Genomic DNA, 17,609 nt, shown 5'->3' on the forward strand with positions numbered 1-17,609 from the left:
ATCTTGAAACGTATTAATATTGTACTCAATCAAACACGATTGTTTTATTACCATGAATAATAACTTTATCTTCAATATGCCAGGAAACAGCTTGGGCAAGAACTTGTCTTTCCACATGACTTCCGGCAACCTTTAATTCTTCTATTGTATGTCTATGATTAACCCGCTTTACATCTTGCTGAATAATGGGTCCTTCATCAAGATCATTCGTAACATAATGAGCAGTTGCTCCAATTAACTTAACACCACGATTATAGGCCCTCGCATAAGGATTTGCTCCGACAAACGCCGGTAAAAACGAATGATGAATGTTAATAATTTGATTTGGAAACTCCGATATAAATGTAGGGGAAAGAATTTGCATATATCTAGCCAAGGCAATAAAGTCTACTTTCCCTTTCAGTTGTTCTAGCGCTTTCTGTTCTGCTTGTTGCTTCATTTCATGAGTTAAAGGAATATGATAATAAGGGATGTCATAGCTTTCTACTATTTTTTTAAAATCAGGATGATTACTGATTACCATCGGAATTTCTACTGGAAGTTCATTTGATTTCCAACGCCATATAAGCTCCATAAGACAGTGATCCATTTTGGATACAAAGATGGCCATTCGTTTTTTTTTCTTATTACCACTTAAGGTCCATTCCATGGCATAAGCCTGAGCCAGCACATGTAAGTCCACCTCAAGTTTTGCATAGGAAGCATCAACGTCGTTTAAATCAAATTCGATCCTCATAAAAAACATACCTGCTTGTGGATCCGTCGTATGTTGGTCAAAATGAACAACATTTGCTTTGCTTTTTAATAAAAGGTTAGAAACAGCCGAGATAATACCTGGCTTCTCTGGACAAGATATTAATAATCTAGCACGGTTAACATTCACTTCTTTATACAATGTTGACTCTCACCATCCTTTAGAGTTGTATGTAAAAGTTGTAGAAAGCTTTCGAATTCAGAATGATGGCTAAACACAACCTCTTTCGGTGTCCGAACAATACTGTAACTACAATTTCAATTCTAGCCTTCATGAACTACAGTGAGGGCGGGCGATAGAACCTTAAAGATTACTGAAGTACGTTTTTTTCATTTCAACCTTCATATCTTCAGGTTTCTTAGCGCTTAAAGTAGAGGAAATAATACTACCTGCTTACCGCCTTTCTTCTCCCACCTATCAGAAGGTTCGCCCCTATTCTTTCACAATTTTTTAACTAGGCGTGTATTTCCTTACCATATACAGCTAGGGCAGCTTCCCCAATTGCTTCCGCTAATGTTGGGTGAGGGTGTATCGTCTGCGCAATATCCATAGCTGTTGCATTTAATACTCGTGCAAGACCCGCTTCTGAGATCATATCGGTTACATGTGGCCCAACCATATGCGCTCCTAACAACTTACTAGACTCTTCTTCAACAACAAGTTTGACAAACCCGTCTGATTCACCAAAAACAAGTGCCTTTCCAATCGCACGGAAGGAGAATTTTCCTGTTTTTACTTGATACCCTTTCTCCTTCGCCTCCTCTTCTGTTAGTCCAACACTAGCTATCTCCGGGCTACTATATATGCATTTTGAAACAAGCGATGGATCAAGTGGCACAGGGTTTTCTCCTGCCATATGTTCAATTGCGATGATTCCTTCATGTGAAGCAACATGGGCAAGCTGCAATCCTCCAATTACATCTCCAATTGCATAAATGTTTGGCTCATCCGTTTGATAATACTCATTTGTTTGAATAACACGTTCGACTTCAACTTTCGTATTTTCAAGGTGAATGCCTTCTATGTTTGGTAATCTTCCGACAGATACTAATAATTTTTCTGCTGAAAACGTCGTGTCTTTCCCTTTATATTCCGCTTTAATAGAGACACCCTCACCTTTTTCTAACGATTCTGGAAGCACCTTTGCCCCTGTTACGATTTTCACACCTTTTTTCTTCATTAATCGCTGTACTTCCTTTGAAATATCTTTATCTTCCGTCGGTAAAATGCGATCGGCATACTCTATCACAGTTACTTCTAATCCAAAGTCAATAAGCATCGAAGCCCATTCTATTCCAATAACACCGCCGCCGACAATAATGATGGAATTTGGGAGCTCATTCATTTGTAGAGCTTCATCCGATGTCATCACATATTCGCTATCTGCTTCTAGGCCGGGTAATGTCCTTGGACGAGATCCTGTCGCTATTAAAATATTTCGAGGACATAATATCATTTCCCGTTCTTCATGATTCAATTTCACTAAAACATCTTTCGACTGTAAAATGCTTCCTTTACCTTCAAACACATCTATTTTCCCTTTTTTCATTAAATGTTGTACACCTTTAAATAAGCGTTCAGTAATTTCTTCTTTCCTGGCCTGAACTTTTGAGAAGTCCAGTCGCACTTCCGGTGCAATAACACCGTATTTATCTGCTTTCTTTGTATTCGAATACACCTCAGCACTTCTTAATAATGCTTTACTTGGAATACAACCTGCATGAAGGCATGTTCCACCAAGTTTACCTTGTTCCACGACCGCCGTTTTTAACCCTAATTGAGACGCACGAATGGCCGCAACATATCCTCCGGTACCGCCGCCGATGATAACAACGTCATATTCTTGATTCACCTAATATATCCCCCTTTTGTTTTCATAACCATGGATAGAGTAAGTAAGAAAAACAACTTATTAAACACGATCTATTCTATTAATAGGTAAGCCGTGACGATTCTTTAATTTATTTCAATAGCACATTCACTGGATGCAAAGATTTTTCCAACAATAAAGCCATGATCTTCTAAATAATCAATTTGTGTCTCTTCATCTAAATAGCGTTTTGTAAAATGATCTAATCTAAGCTGAACTCCCTCATATTCAATAATTGCATCATTTCTGCGGGGCTCGTCCATTACGAGGGAGAACTTCACCGACACCCCGCAGCCGCCCGCAATATCAGCATCAATACGAGGAATTTGCGCATCCTTACGTGTCATTTCCTTCAGTTTATTCATGGCTGCCTCTGTTATTTTGACTATCATCTGATTCTCCCCTTTCTTAATGAATTATTGAAAAATGATTACGCATTAGCTTTAGTTGCACGGACTTGTTCATCTGCATGATAGGAGGAGCGAACAAGCGGACCTGCTTCGCAATGACTAAACCCTTTTGACATGGCAATATTTTTCAGTTCTTCAAACTCTTCTGGATTCCAATATTTTTCGACCTTCAAATGTCGTTTAGTCGGCTGCAAGTATTGACCAATAGTCATAATGTCCACATCATTAGCACGAAGATCATCCATCGTTTCCATAATTTCTTCTTGTGTTTCTCCTAGACCAATCATAATGCTTGATTTCGTCGGGATAGTGGAATTCATTTGCTTTGCCCGCCTTAAAAACTCTAATGAACGTTCGTATGTTGCACGTGCACGAACTTTTGGAGATAAGCGTTTTACTGTTTCAATGTTGTGATTCAAAATGTCTGGCCTTGCATCCATTAATGTTTTTAAGTTGTCATATTCCCCATTCAGATCGGAGGGGAGAACTTCAATACTGCAAAATGGATTTTGCCGCCTCACTGCCTTTACAGTTTCCGCAAATACCTCTGCTCCGCCGTCTTTTAAATCATCACGAGCAACAGCGGTAATCACAACATGCTTTAAGCCCATTTGCTCTACTGATTCTGCGACACGTTCAGGCTCTTCCCAATCAAGCTCTGATGGTAGCCCTGTTTGAACTGCACAGAACCTGCAAGCTCGTGTACATATACTTCCTAAAATCATGAAAGTTGCCGTCTTTCGGACCGCCCAGCATTCATGAATGTTAGGACATCTTGCTTCTTCACAAACTGTATGAAGCTTTTTTTCACGCATCATTTTCTTTAAGTCCGTATATTGTTCATTCGTATTTAATTTAATTTTAAGCCATTCTGGTTTACGAAGATTACTGATGGACATTTTATTTCTCACTCCTATGAGCATATGTAATTTTAGCTTAAAGAGGTTATTCAATTGCCTATAAAAAGACCGATTGAGTTTCTCCGTTCTCTGACATTTTGGTTCTCAAGACTTCTTCTCCTTGCACATCTTCGCTCTTTTTGTCATCCTTTTTACACGTGCTTATATGAAACCACCATGAATGAAATAATGAGATTTGAGATTCTTCTCTTTATTTTCATCCCTGGTGGTTCATGTTCAATTATTAATTTATGACTTTACCGTTTCTTCCTCTACTACTTCCTCTTTGGAATAACGCAAGATCGGTTGTCTAGCTGCTTGGACCTCATCCAATCGCCCGATGACCGTAGTATGTGGTGCGTCTAAAACAACCCCTGGGTTTTCTTCCACTTCTTTGGCAATTTGAATCATTACATCCGCAAAAGCATCGAGTGTTTCCTTCGACTCTGTTTCTGTCGGTTCAATCATCAAACATTCCTCAACATTTAACGGGAAATAGATGGTCGGCGGATGGTAGCCGAAATCTAGCAGACGTTTTGCCATATCAAGCGTTCTTACACCCAGCTTTTTCTGCCTAGATCCGGATAGGACAAATTCATGCTTGCAAATTTGTAAATATGGCGCTTCAAAATATGGCTCTAATCTTTTGCGAAGGTAATTCGCATGAAGCACGGCACTTTCAGATACTTGGCGCAGCCCTTCAGGCCCCATCGTGCGAATATAAGTATACGCCCGCAAAAGAATTCCGAAGTTTCCATAATACCCTTTTACCCTTCCGATAGAGTGCGGATAATTAGCGTTCAGCACATATTTATCACCTTCTTTTTCTATGCGCGGCACTGGCAAGTAAGGAGTAAGTTTCTCTTTCACACCGACAGGGCCTGCCCCTGGACCGCCACCTCCATGAGGCGTCGTAAATGTTTTGTGAAGATTTAAGTGCACGATGTCAAAGCCCATTTGACCTGGTGTTGTTTTACCTAAAATGGCATTGGCATTCGCTCCGTCATAATATAATAGGCCCCCTGCTTCATGGACAACCTTTGCGATTTCCACAATTTCTTTTTCAAAAAGTCCAAGGGTATTCGGATTCGTCAACATTAGCGCAGCTGTATCAGGTCCCACATGTTTCTTTAATTCTGCTAGGTCAACTAATCCATTTTTATCGGATGGGATCGTGATCGTTTGAAAACCAGCAACACTTGCACTTGCAGGATTTGTACCGTGCGCGGAGTCTGGAACAAGTACTTTCGTTCTGGTTTCACCTTTTTGAGCATGATACGCCTTAACCATCATTAAACCTGTCCATTCCCCTTGAGCCCCTGCAGATGGCTGTAAAGTTACAGCATCCATTCCTGTAATGACAGCTAGCTCTTCTTGCAATTCATATAAAACTTCTAATGCACCCTGTACGGTTTCAACGGGCTGATATGGATGAATGCGGCTAAAGCCTTCCAGACGTGCCACATCTTCATTTATTTTCGGATTGTACTTCATCGTACAAGAACCCAGTGGATAGAATCCATTATCGATCCCATGGTTTTTATTAGAAAGCGCTGTGTAATGGCGGACAAGCTGCAACTCTGATACTTCTGGGAGCTCCGCCGGTTCGTCACGAATTAAATGCTTTGGAAATTTGTCATTTAAATCAACATAGTCAACGTCACTATTCGGAATACTTGAACCTACACGTCCTGGACGACTTATTTCAAAAATTAACTCATTATATTCAACCATTCACAATCGCCTCCAAAGCATCAACAAATTGGTCAATTTCTTCTTTTGTTCGCTGCTCAGTCACAGCAAGCAGCATTTGATTTCCAAAGCCGTAATCACTTTCTAAATCAAATCCACCGATAATACCCGCCTTAAGAAGTTTTGCATTGACTTCCTTTACCGGTCGAGGAAGCCCGACAACAAACTCATTGAAGAATGGTGCTTCATTGATTATGGTAAAGCCCTTCCGTTCTAAAGTTTTCGCCATGTAATCAGCTTTCTCAATGTTTAGCTGTGCCATTTGACGAATCCCTTGCTTTCCAAGTGATGTCATACAAATAGAGGAGGCAAGAGCATTTAATGCCTGGTTGGAACAAATATTGGATGAGGCTTTATCACGGCGTATATGCTGTTCACGTGCTTGAAGTGTTAACACAAATCCACGCTGTCCTTTTTCATCTGCTGTTTGGCCTACAATTCGTCCTGGGATTTTGCGCATGAGTTTTTTATTTACCGCAAAATAGCCGCAGTGCGGACCGCCAAAGGACATCGGGATTCCTAATGGCTGCATATCACCGATCACAATATCTGCCCCAAGTTTCCCAGGAGCTTGTAAGAGTGCTAGTGCAAGAGGATTGGCGCTTACGATTAAAAGGGCACCTTTTTCTTCCGCAATTTGCTTTATTGCTTGTAAATCCTCTATCGAACCGAAGAAATTTGGATATTGAACAATTACGGCAGCAGTGTCCTTATCAATTTGTTCTTGCAGCTTACCTAAATCTGTAACCTCATCAACAAGATTTACCTCCTCAGCTGTGTATCCCGGACCTCCAGCTACTGTATGTAAAATAGCACGGGATTCAGGATGTACCGCTTTGGATACAAGCACTTTTGAACGTCTTGTAGATGCAACGGCAAGTGATGCAGCTTCTGCAAGCGATGTAAACCCATCGTACATGGAAGAGTTAGCCACATCCATTCCTGTCAACTCACAAACCATCGTTTGAAATTCAAAAATCGCTTGTAATTCACCTTGACTGATTTCCGGTTGGTAGGGGGTATAAGCTGTGTAAAATTCGGAACGTGAAATCATATGATTTACCACACTTGGAATATAGTGATCATATGTACCCGCACCTAGGAAAGTTGGGTAATGATTCGCATTTTTGTTTTTTGTAGCAAGCTGATTCATTTTTTTCAAAAGAAGCGGTTCAGGAACCGCCTCTGGAATGTTTAGCTCATCCTGCAGGCTAATTTCAGCTGGAATATCTTCAAATAACTTATCTATAGAAGAAATATCTAAAAATTTTAGCATTTCTTCTTGGTCCTGTTTCGTATCAGGGAGGTATCTATAAGTGGCTGTCATATTATTCCACTCCTTCATTAGTAAATGCTTGATATTCATCTTCGTTTAGAAGTGAATCTAACTCTTTTGGATTGGACATTTCTACTTCGACTAACCACCCTGCATCAAATGGGTGCTCATTAATCGTCTCTGGAGAACCTTCTAACTCTTCGTTTACAGTAACTACCGTACCTGAAACAGGTGAGTAAAGTTCGGAAACGGCTTTAACTGACTCAATCGTTCCCATCGATTCATTGACAGTTACTTCATCATCAATCGCCGGATTTTCAACAAAGACGATATCCCCCAATGCCTTTTGTGCATAATCAGAGATCCCAATACGTACTCGATTTCCTTCTAATTGTTGTACCCACTCATGTTCTTTGCTATATCGTAAACTTGATATCACTTTTGTCATTGTATTTTCCCCTTTTCTTTTTCACTATTCATATAATTCCGAATATAATTTAGGTGATTTACTCATAGCAGGTCGTCGATTTCGGGCTGCATGCAAGGTAACGGAAATCAACTTAAGAAAACTACACGATAACTCTATTAAAATATTTCCACTTATCTTTTGTAGAATGGTGTATCAACAATAACGGCTTCAATCAGTTTATTTCGGATTTCCACTTTTATCGGCGCCCCCACGTCAGCTTGGTCGGCTGATATCAAGGCAAGACCTAAGCTTTTCTTCAAAGATGGTGATTGTGTTCCGGATGTAACAATACCTATTTCCTCTCCACCTTTAGAAATTACCTTGTAGCCATGACGCGGAATCCCTCTGCCTGTTACTTCAATTCCTACTAATTTTCGTTTTAATCCAGCTTCTTTCTGTTCTGTAAGAACAGATTTTCCGATAAAGTCACTTTCTTTATTCGTCTTTACGACAAAGCCGATTCCTGCTTCAAGCGGGCTGATGTCTTTACTCAGTTCTTGGCCATAGAGTGCAAGCCGTGCTTCAAGACGAAGCGTGTCCCGTGCACCTAGTCCGCATGGTTTTAATCCACTCGTGGCTCCTGCTTCTAAGATTTTTCCCCAAAGTACTACCGCTTTGTCTGCAGATAAATAAAGTTCAAATCCATTTTCTCCTGTGTACCCTGTACGGGATACAAGTACGTCGGTAATCCCAGAGATGTTGACATGCTGGGCGAATTTAAAAGAACCAATTTCTGATAAATCTATTTCCGTTAACTTTTGCAGAATGCTTTCTGCCTTTGGTCCTTGGATGGCAAGCTGAGCGATGTCTTCCGAAATATTTTGGAGCGCCATCTCTCCTTTTACACGCTGCTTCATCCATTCGTAATCTTTCTCAATGTTTGCTGCATTAATGACAAGTAAATATTTTTCATTCCCTAATTTATAAACTAATAAATCATCGACCGTTCCACCGTCTGGATAACACATTGCGGTATACTGTGCTTGATTGATGCTAAGCTTTGTCACATCGTTTGTAACAAGGTAGTTAATATAACTCTCGGCATCTTTCCCTTCCACAAGCACTTCTCCCATATGAGAAACATCAAAAAGTCCTGCTTCTGTTCGAACAGCTTCATGCTCTTCTAATATGCTTGTAAATTGAACTGGCAGAGCCCAGCCACCAAAATCAATAACTTTTGCCCCGTACTTTTTATATACTTCAAAAAGCGGTGTTTGCTTTAATGCTGTTTCAGTACCCATGATCTACCCCCAATTATGATTATTTGCAAAATAAATGTTCTTTCATCCGTTTGCCGGTTTCTTTCATCGCCAGGCCTCCAAATGACGTTTCTCGAAGGGTCCATGGCATATCATTTCCTACCTTATACATGGCATCACAAGGAATGCGGCTTTCAATTCCAGCTAGAGACATGTCAGCCGCTGAAAATGCAATCGAAGCTACCCTTTTCTTACACAGTTATTGGCTGTTGAAATAACGGATAAACATCACAAATCCCTTTGGTTGTTTCTCTTGCTTTCTCAAGAACGTCTTTATTTCCTTTACTCTTTAGAACAGTTGCAATCACTTCACCAATTTTCACCATTTCTTCTTTCTTCATGCCTCGAGTCGTTAAAGCTGCTGTTCCCATTCGGATACCGCTCGTAACAAATGGCTTTTCTGGATCATATGGAATCGTATTTTTATTAACAGTAATGCCCGCTTCTTCTAATAATTTCTCTGCTTCTTTTCCTGTTAAATTCCACGGACGCAAATCTAAAAGGACAATATGATTATCTGTTCCACCAGAAACAAGGGCTGCACCTTCATTTTTTAATGTTTCGCCAAGTGTTGCAGCATTTTCAATGACTTGTTTCGCATAATCCTTAAAGCTTGGTTGTAAAGCCTCGTTGAAAGCAACCGCTTTTGCTGCAATGATGTGCATGAGTGGGCCGCCTTGAATTCCTGGGAACACGGATTTATTAATCGCTTTGATAATTTCTTCATCGTTCGTTAAAATGATCCCCCCGCGAGGTCCTCTCAATGTTTTATGAGTAGTACTTGTCACAACATCTGCATATGGGATTGGGGACGGGTGAAGACCAGTTGCTACCAGCCCTGCTATATGAGCCATATCCACCATAAGTTTTGCACCAACTTGATCGGCAATTTCTTTAAATCTTGCAAAATTAATCGTTCTTGGATAGGCACTTGTCCCTGCAATAATCAATTTAGGTTTTTCTTTCTTTGCCATAGCTTCCAACTCATCATAATCAATTAATTGAGTATCTTCTTTAACTCCGTAGGACACAACTTCAAACCATTTTCCTGAAACGCTGACTGGACTTCCATGAGTTAAATGGCCACCATGTGAAAGGTTCATCCCCATCACTTTATCACCAGGCTGCAGCAGTGCGAAAAAAACTGCGAAATTGGCTTGTGCACCTGAGTGAGGCTGAACATTTGCATATTTTGCACCAAAAAGTTTCGTTAAGCGCTCAATAGCTGCTTGTTCTGCCACATCGACAAATTCACATCCACCATAATAGCGCTTTCCTGGATAACCTTCTGCATATTTATTTGTCATCACGCTTCCCATTGCCTCTAATACATCTGGGCTAACGAAGTTTTCTGATGCAATCAATTCCAGGGTTTGATGTTGACGTTGTCCTTCCTTCTCAATCGCTTCAAAAATGGTTAAATCATTTTGTTTTAAACTCATTTCATTTTCCCCCTAATCATTTTTTGATTATTCTGAATTTTAATACGGTTCGAGACACTAAAATCTCTTTCCCGCTACATCTACTTTTCTATGAAGACTGTTAAAAACAGTATGATTTACTACCTTTTTTGCACGCAAAAAAGGACAGAAAAGGGTAACGTAGCGTTCTCTACCCTTCTCTGTCCTTTTACCTGAGAGTTTAGCTCCATTTTAAATAGAACCTTTCCCCTTTGGTGGCGTCCTTGTTTATACGCGCTCTCCAGAGGTGCGTCCAGTTGTGGTTCCATCTACCTGAGAGATTTGTTCCAAGGGTCTTTTTGGAACTTGCTCCTTCGGTGGCTTGTGTCGCATTGCACTCTCCCACAACTGTCATTCGCTTATTCAATTTGGTACATTTAGAATAGTAGTTGTGATTAATTATGTCAAGCAATTTTGAAAGCGTTAACAACACTATTCTAAAATAATCCCTTTCTCATCAAAATATAAGCATTCATATATCTTAATGGTTGCTTATTAAAGCGGGCAGACTGCCACTTAATTTCCCACTACCTTCCTCTGATTCGTCTGATCTACCTTCGTTTTTCGCATCTTATAAATCGCAATCAGCAAAAGAAACCAAACAGGAGTTACGAACAAGGCAACACGAGTATCTTCCGCAAGTGCAAGCACAACAAGTACGAACGCTAGGAAAGCAAGGATCAAGTAATTAGAAATTGGATAAAGTGGTAATTTAAATTTGTTCATTTTCGCTAGATCTGGCCTTGTTTTGCGGTATTTCAAATGACTGATGACAGTAATTCCCCAAATAAAGATGAAACATACTGTAGAAATACTTGTAATTAACGTAAATACTCCTTCGGGCATTAAATAGTTCAAAACAACGGAAGTTAGAATGACGACAGTTGAAAAGGCCAATGCATTGGAAGGTACTTTACGGGCATTAAGTTTTGCAAATGGCACAGGTGCATTTTTATCTTTGGCAAGTGAGTATACCATCCGGCTTGTACTGAAGATTGCGCTGTTACATGCCGAAGCGGCCGATGTTAGGACGACAAAATTGACGATACCGGCAGCTGCAGCGATACCAACTGCCACAAATACTTGGACGAATGGGCTTTCCGATGGGATGATTGCGTTCCACGGATAGACACTCATAATGACAATAAGTGCGCCAATGTAGAAAATTATAATCCGGATAGGAATATTATTGATTGCTTTTGGGATAACTTTCTCTGGATCTTCTGTTTCACCCGCTGTAAGTCCTACAAGTTCAATACCAACAAACGCAAACACTACCATCTGGAATGAGAGGATAAAGCCATTTATTCCATTTGGGAACATACCTTCGTGTCTCCATAGATTTGTGAAACTGGCTGCGCCTGAATCTGTGGAAAAGCCTTTAATAATCATGAAAATACCGATACCAATTAGTGCTAGAATAGCGATAACTTTAATTAATGCGAACCAGAATTCCATTTCGCCAAAAAGTTTTACGGTGGCTAGATTCATAAATAGCAAAATGACAAGCGCAATTAAACCTGGCATCCACTGTGGTACGGAAGGAAACCAATACTGGGTATAAAGACCAACTGCTGTTAAGTCGGCCATTGCGATTGAAATCCAGCAAAACCAGTAGGTCCAGCCAGTAACAAATGCCGCCATATTACCTAAATAGTCTTTTACAAAGTCAACAAAAGAATGATAGTTCAAATTAGATAAGAGTAGTTCTCCAAGAGCGCGCATGATTAAAAAACAAATGACGCCTGTAATCAAGTAAGCAAATAAAATTGATGGCCCAGCTAAATGAATAGATTTACCCGCTCCAAGAAATAATCCCGTTCCGATTGCACCACCAATAGCTATGAGTTGTACGTGCCTGTTTTTTAACCCTCTATCCAACTTTTGTTCCTGCATACGATTCCCCACTTTCTACTTTTATAGGCTACTTGGATTTTTTTCTTTATAAAGGGTCAGTCCTTCAATGAGTTAAATACTTAGCGTACTGGGAGACTGACCCCACTAATGTAAGCGCTTTCCTTAATAGGTACTGGATATAGATTTTTATCAAAATAGATTCATATTCTGTCCCCTTTTTTAATTTTTTTCTAATCTACCAACCTTTTTGAAAAAAATATTGTGCGGTAATCGTTGAAATTAAAAGATTAACTCTTTTTAACAGATTTCAATGCACACTCCTCTCTTTTTCCTTTTTTATCTTTCCAAATACAAAAAGGGCAGGGGAAAGATAGGGGGTTTCCTAACTTCCTCTGTCTTTTTACCTGAGAGTTTAACTCCTTCGGTGGCCTTGGGCTCTCTCCAGAGACGCGTCCAATTGTAGTCCATTTACCTGAGAGATTAGTTCCCTGTTTTTTAGGGTTTGCTCCTTCGGTGCTAAACAACGTTTAGTCTCTCCCACAATCATCATCCGCTGATATAAAGTTGCTTTAATAGTTGTATATTAACGGGTTTTAATGGGAATTTCAACAACTATCCGAAAAATCCCTATTTTCTGAATTTTAAACGCAGACGATATTTTTTTCTGACAGTTCATAAATTAGAAGTTATTAGCTATGCAAAATCAAATTTGTTGTATCGTAGGTGCAAACCAATCCACTTTTGAACGATGCTTAGAATAACGAAGGATTTAGGCATTTTGTCGATTGAAAATACGTCTAGATCTATAGATGGGGGAAGGTAATATTGTCTATATTTTTATCACAATTGATGTATGGAAAAAGAGAAAATTGACGTATTGCGAGACTCGCGAGAATCCTTGCAGCAGTAAAGATTGCTTAGGGGCATCCTCCTTCTCTTCTTTAACAACTTCCTCTTGGTCCCAACCACTTGCTAAATTAGCAATGACGATAATTGCTAGAACCCATCCCCACCACTTCTTTGGCTTCTTTAGCTTGATTTTCTTATCCTTACTCATTTCCGCTCACCACCTTTTTCGACTTTCAATATTTAATGCGAGATTTTCACCCATTACGGCTAAACCTATCACACCGATTTGTTGTTTTGCCATGGTCCATTCGTCCCTTCTTAATTATTAGAATCAAGCTTAGCTACTTTGAAATCAATCTTTAAATCTCGTCTCTAGTTATACAATAATAATCCTAATTGATCCAAATTATTTACTTGGATATACGTTACTCCGGTTCTTTCTTCTCCTTTCAGAGCCTGGTTTTGCAGGTAGATAAACACATATTCTTCTTGTAAGATTTAACCCCCACCCTTACAGGGAGAATGCTTGATTATCCCAGTAATGATAATAATTTCTAATTTAATTCTTCTTTTTTCGCCTGGATCATTTCTTTGATTTTTTCTCTAAATTTCTCATTCGTGAAAATATCCTGTGTGGTTGTTAAGTGTCGCTTGGCATGTCTGGAGAAGTTAGTCGCTGCCAACCACTGACTACAATATGGACATGGAAGCTGTGCGTCTACTTGCCATTGTGTCGTTACGAATCTATTTGTATTTGAATTACTTCTTTTTGCAACCTTATTGACTACCTTTGTATTCGTATCGACATAGGATCAGATGCTCTTTTTTACTCTAGCAATGGTGGAAAAACGGAGTCCAACAAAAATGTTTGGGGCGGCACAGAGCGACCATATTTAATGGTCAAAAACGATCCATATGATCCGTAAACTGCATGGAGCTTTAGTGTGAAGAAGCATCAAATAGACCTTACAAACTTAGATCTGACAAAACCAGATACATGGTGGGCTAATACGAAGGAAGTCGAACAAACACAAGAAATTTCTAATATAAAAGCATGGCTACAGTCAAATGGCTATACAGGCAAAGATATTAGAATTATCGCTGTCCCTTTACTCACCCTTCAAGCACCAACAAGTGGCGGCAGGGTGAGTAAAGGAAGTATTACGATTGAATTTATGGTGAAAGAAAAGGGGAAAGCACTACAACAAAGTGTAATATTAGAAGATGTAGCGGCTTCCAAAATTAGAGACATTATAGGTCTGAGCTTCATGAAAAGCTTTTTAATAGACAAAGTGGATACTGCAAAGGATACGATTAACGTTTCAGGAAAAGGCTTCGGCCATGGTGTCGGACTAAGCCAGTATGGCGCGAAAAAGGCTGGCGAACAGGGAAATACGTATCGCGAGATTCTTGCATTCTATTATGAAGGGACAAGCTTAAAACAAGCTTATAAGCCAGAACCTGAGGAAGTAGAACCAGTAAAGCCGGACCCGGCACCTGTCATTCCAACGCCAATCCCAACACCAGTTCCGGACCCTGCCCCTAAAGATGAAACAGCGCCAACAATTAATGATATAAAAACGTATTATGATACTAAAACAGACCAAGTCAAATTAACCTTTGATACGAATGAAAAAGCGAATGTGACAGTGGAAGTTAAGGATGAAAAAGAGGATATCGTCGCTTCTCTTGTTTCAGGGGACGAAAAGCCATCAGGATCGCAATTAGTCTTTTGGGATGCTTCAAGGGTAAGCACCGGTTCATACACCTTTGAAATTAGAACGATTGATAGTAGTAATAATTCAAGTTCAGCATCTGTTCCATTTTCATTAACAAAGCCTGACACAACGGCACCAGTTATTAATAATACAAATACATCATATGACTCAAAAGCGAATAAGGTTTTTCTAAAGTATGAGACCAATGAAAAATCAAAGGTTACTGTTCAAGTAAAAGACGCAAAAGGTAAAATCCTAGCTACTCCGATCAATAATACAGAGAAAAATGCCGGTATCCAATGGACCTCGTGGAATGTATCGAAGGTTTTGAACGGTAAGTACTCATTTGAAATTGCAACGATCGATAGTAATCAAAATAAAAGCTCGGCAACGGTTACATTTACATTAACAAAACCCGATACAACTTCACCTTCCATTAAGTATATAAAAACTTCATATGATTCAAGAACGAATAAAGTTGATTTGAAGTATGAGATTAACGAAAAGGCGAAGGTAACTGTTCAAGTAAAAGATGCAAAAGGCAAAACCGTGGCGACACTGACCAATAATACTAATAAAAATGCCGGTGTCCAAAGTGCATCATGGGATGTATCAAAGGTTTTGAACGGAAAGTATACGTATATAACATTACAGCGATAGATCCAAGTAAGAACAAACCGTGCAACGACGACTTCCAACACATTAAACAAACCGGCAGCGAAGAATATGACTGGTAGGGTCAATGCTACAAAGTTAAATGTCCGTTCCAAACCCTCCATATCAGGGAAAGTTCTTGGCTCTTTGAAGAAAAGCCAAACTGTTACCGTCATTACTAATAGCAGTTCTTGGTACAAAATTAAGTACGGTAAGGAAACAGGTTATGTATATGGAAAATACTTAACGAACGTCCAATAGCGAAATCTATCCATGAAAAGCCCAAGTCAATATTGGGTGAGCACTGAAAAAGACCTTGATTATTTAAAAGCCTGAAGTAAACCAAAAAATTAAACCTTTATAGTTAATTTGGCAACTTGAGGGCAGGAACCGGTAATCTACTTGGTTCATGCTTTTTAAATTGAGCTAAATTCGTTGGTCTCTCGAACTCCATAAGTCAACCGATATTACTTATGAACAAGAAACGCTCAAAGAAGCTTTAGATACTAATATTTTGTTCAGCTAAACCAATCATTTAACTTCATCTGCAATGATTCCTGGTTAGTGAATCCATATCCAGCTTGTGAATTATAAGAGTAATCACCATTATTAATCGGCAAAAAAACTACTTATTGATAAGAATCGTGTTTCAGCGGTTTTTGCAACAGATGATTTAAAAGTAATAAGTTCAGAGCAAGCGTTTAGCATTACTCAAATAGCCAAAGCCGGATTCAGTGCTGAATCCGGCTTTGGCTGTTTCTACTATTTTTCGAAAATTGCATTTGATAGAAGACGGAACAAGTAATCCGGGTGGTCGCGGAAACCTGCTTCTAACCCAATAAGAGTTACATCTTTATTCTGTTCTTTTACGATTACAGCTTGGCCTTTGGCGGTTATGTTATTTTTCCAGTGACCAGCTACGAAGAAATTATCTGAATCTGCAAGGGTCGCGACGACTTCATCATTATCCGTACCAGTGAACCATGTTGGACGATAGACAAAGCCGATATCATCCTCTCCATATCCTGCTGTTAAACCATTTCCCTCATAATCGACTTTTACGATACCATTACTGTTGGAACCTCCTACATTAATGATGTCGTCTGTAAGACCGAGTGTTTTAGTTGCTCTAGATGCACCAGCACCTACAGCTATATATTTGCCTCCTTCATTTAAGAAGCTTGTCACATTGGCTTTAAACTCATTAAGTTGCCCGGCGTTTTGTAACCCAAATTCTTTATTAGCTTCAGATAGGTTGGTAGAAATGAGATTTTCCGTTCCACTATAGACAAAAATATCAAAACCGTTAAGGGTATTTTTAGCCACTTCGACTGGCGTAACTTCTGTCACATCAAAACCTAGTCTTTTCAAAGCTAGCTTTGTTCCTGCGTGTGATTTCTGTTTACCCATACCTCCATCCTTTAATATAGCCACTTTTAAAGACGTAATAGCCACTGCATTTGCTGGTACCTCAGCAGTTCCAACCTGTAACCCTGATTCTTTCACCGCTGCTGATACCTGATTAGCTACAGCTTTTGCAAAGAAGTTACCTTGTGCATCACGTACAATAGGTATTCCTTGCTTAAGCAATGCATTTACTAAATTTACTGATTGGACAGAACTATTCGGAATCAGAAACGGTCCTTTTCCTGAGACCGTTCCTTGACCTGTAATCTTGTTTACTTTCGTTGCATTGACTTTAATAGGATTTTGTGTGGCTACTGCCTCGAATCCCCAAAGCTCCGGTAAACTCCATGCGGAAATATCGTACATTGCTGGGGTATCGTTCGTGATGTCTTCCCCATCCCAGAGCATCGTGTTTGCTAATCCTGCCTTCGCCTGATCCATCTCAACGAGATACGTTCCTTTTGGATATGACACTCCATCCGCTTCAAATGCATTCACGGCTTGAACAACTTCAATATCATTATTGATCAAATGATTTACAGCCTTATTCGTAACAGTCGGATCCTTAGGGTCTAGTGGAAGTATGTAGGTTTTTGGAAATAACCCTTCCTGATGAAAAGGATGGTCAAAGTTAATTCCTCTTTTAAAAACTTCAATTTGGTCAGTAATCATGGATTGCTTGTTAGCTGTTGCAAATTTCAGTGCCCCCATAATCGAATTATACATCCATCGTACGCCATCCCAATCATTTGTTGGAGCTTCTAATGTATGACCGTAAGCACCATGATACATCGCATACATTGGTGTGAAAATTGGTGGGTAATCATCCCAGCCAGCGGAGTCATCGCGCAGCGGAATATATGTACCTTTCATGTTTTGATACAAGGATCCTGAATAGTTCTCATGATCCTTCATTATTTCCGCTTCCATCGCTTCTGCCTGTTTATAGGCCCATTTTCCGTATAGGTCCCTGTC

At 39.7% G+C, this 17,609-nt stretch carries 15 protein-coding genes, 1 pseudogene and 3 riboswitches; of the genes and pseudogenes, 2 read left to right on the plus strand and 14 right to left on the minus strand.

Annotated features, from left to right (window positions below):
* Positions 1–25 precede the first annotated feature (25 nt).
* The 13 genes and pseudogenes from purU to ACFVSH_RS15095 form a co-directional block, all read right to left on the minus strand.
* Positions 26–895, minus strand: coding sequence for a formyltetrahydrofolate deformylase (purU, locus tag ACFVSH_RS15035; protein ID WP_387706637.1), 870 nt, complete (start codon positions 893–895; stop codon positions 26–28).
* A 313-nt stretch (positions 896–1,208) separates the two neighbouring features.
* Entirely contained in the window at positions 1,209–2,606 is a 1,398-nt protein-coding gene (gene lpdA / locus ACFVSH_RS15040; RefSeq protein ID WP_387706639.1) for a dihydrolipoyl dehydrogenase, read from the minus strand.
* A gap of 104 nt (positions 2,607–2,710) precedes the next feature.
* Positions 2,711–3,016, minus strand: coding sequence for an iron-sulfur cluster biosynthesis family protein (locus ACFVSH_RS15045; protein WP_387595132.1), 306 nt, complete (start codon positions 3,014–3,016; stop codon positions 2,711–2,713).
* A gap of 38 nt (positions 3,017–3,054) precedes the next feature.
* The gene (lipA, locus tag ACFVSH_RS15050; protein WP_387595130.1) at positions 3,055–3,933 is read right to left on the minus strand and encodes a lipoyl synthase; all 879 of its coding nucleotides are present in this window, start codon (positions 3,931–3,933) and stop codon (positions 3,055–3,057) included.
* Positions 3,934–4,182: 249 nt separating this feature from the next.
* Positions 4,183–5,667, minus strand: a complete 1,485-nt coding sequence (gene gcvPB / locus ACFVSH_RS15055; RefSeq protein WP_387595128.1) for an aminomethyl-transferring glycine dehydrogenase subunit GcvPB — start codon at positions 5,665–5,667, stop codon at positions 4,183–4,185.
* Positions 5,660–7,012 (minus strand): aminomethyl-transferring glycine dehydrogenase subunit GcvPA, encoded by a 1,353-nt coding sequence (gcvPA, locus tag ACFVSH_RS15060; protein ID WP_387706641.1) that lies wholly within the window; start codon positions 7,010–7,012, stop codon positions 5,660–5,662. The genes gcvPB and gcvPA overlap by 8 nt, the downstream gene beginning before the upstream one ends.
* Position 7,013: 1 nt before the next feature.
* Positions 7,014–7,409 (minus strand): glycine cleavage system protein GcvH, encoded by a 396-nt coding sequence (gene gcvH / locus ACFVSH_RS15065; protein ID WP_387706642.1) that lies wholly within the window; start codon positions 7,407–7,409, stop codon positions 7,014–7,016.
* 152 nt (positions 7,410–7,561) lie between these two features.
* The gene (gcvT, locus tag ACFVSH_RS15070; protein ID WP_387706644.1) at positions 7,562–8,671 is read right to left on the minus strand and encodes a glycine cleavage system aminomethyltransferase GcvT; all 1,110 of its coding nucleotides are present in this window, start codon (positions 8,669–8,671) and stop codon (positions 7,562–7,564) included.
* 19 nt (positions 8,672–8,690) lie between these two features.
* Positions 8,691–8,888, minus strand: a complete 198-nt coding sequence (locus ACFVSH_RS15075; RefSeq protein WP_387706650.1) for an L-serine ammonia-lyase, iron-sulfur-dependent, subunit alpha — start codon at positions 8,886–8,888, stop codon at positions 8,691–8,693.
* Entirely contained in the window at positions 8,881–10,131 is a 1,251-nt protein-coding gene (glyA, locus tag ACFVSH_RS15080) for a serine hydroxymethyltransferase (RefSeq protein WP_387595117.1), read from the minus strand. Before glyA ends, ACFVSH_RS15075 begins: the two co-directional genes overlap by 8 nt.
* A 169-nt stretch (positions 10,132–10,300) precedes the next feature.
* Positions 10,301–10,404, minus strand: a riboswitch (glycine riboswitch).
* Positions 10,405–10,665: 261 nt separating this feature from the next.
* Complete coding sequence (locus tag ACFVSH_RS15085) at positions 10,666–12,045, minus strand: amino acid permease (protein WP_387595114.1); 1,380 nt, start codon at positions 12,043–12,045, stop codon at positions 10,666–10,668.
* A 351-nt stretch (positions 12,046–12,396) separates the two neighbouring features.
* A riboswitch (glycine riboswitch) is annotated at positions 12,397–12,453 on the minus strand.
* Between the two features lie 3 nt (positions 12,454–12,456).
* A riboswitch (glycine riboswitch) is annotated at positions 12,457–12,556 on the minus strand.
* A gap of 279 nt (positions 12,557–12,835) precedes the next feature.
* Positions 12,836–13,063, minus strand: a complete 228-nt coding sequence (locus ACFVSH_RS15090) for a hypothetical protein (RefSeq protein ID WP_387595111.1) — start codon at positions 13,061–13,063, stop codon at positions 12,836–12,838.
* Positions 13,064–13,081: 18 nt separating this feature from the next.
* Positions 13,082–13,156: pseudogene (locus ACFVSH_RS15095) on the minus strand (NAD(P)-binding domain-containing protein); the annotation flags it as partial.
* A 643-nt stretch (positions 13,157–13,799) separates the two neighbouring features.
* Between ACFVSH_RS15095 and ACFVSH_RS15100 the strand changes: the two are divergent.
* Both ACFVSH_RS15100 and ACFVSH_RS15105 read left to right on the plus strand, forming a co-directional pair.
* Positions 13,800–15,233, plus strand: a complete 1,434-nt coding sequence (locus ACFVSH_RS15100; protein WP_387706646.1) for a hypothetical protein — start codon at positions 13,800–13,802, stop codon at positions 15,231–15,233.
* A 66-nt stretch (positions 15,234–15,299) separates the two neighbouring features.
* Complete coding sequence (locus ACFVSH_RS15105; protein ID WP_387595103.1) at positions 15,300–15,488, plus strand: SH3 domain-containing protein; 189 nt, start codon at positions 15,300–15,302, stop codon at positions 15,486–15,488.
* A gap of 501 nt (positions 15,489–15,989) precedes the next feature.
* Here ACFVSH_RS15105 and ACFVSH_RS15110 read toward each other — a convergent pair.
* A partial coding sequence (locus tag ACFVSH_RS15110) for a M14 family metallopeptidase (protein ID WP_387706648.1) occupies positions 15,990–17,609 on the minus strand: 1,620 nt, incomplete at its 5' end.

It is taken from the genome of Peribacillus sp. NPDC058002 (genome assembly GCF_042886655.1).
GTDB classification, from domain to species: Bacteria; Bacillota; Bacilli; order Bacillales; family DSM-1321; genus Peribacillus; species Peribacillus aracenensis.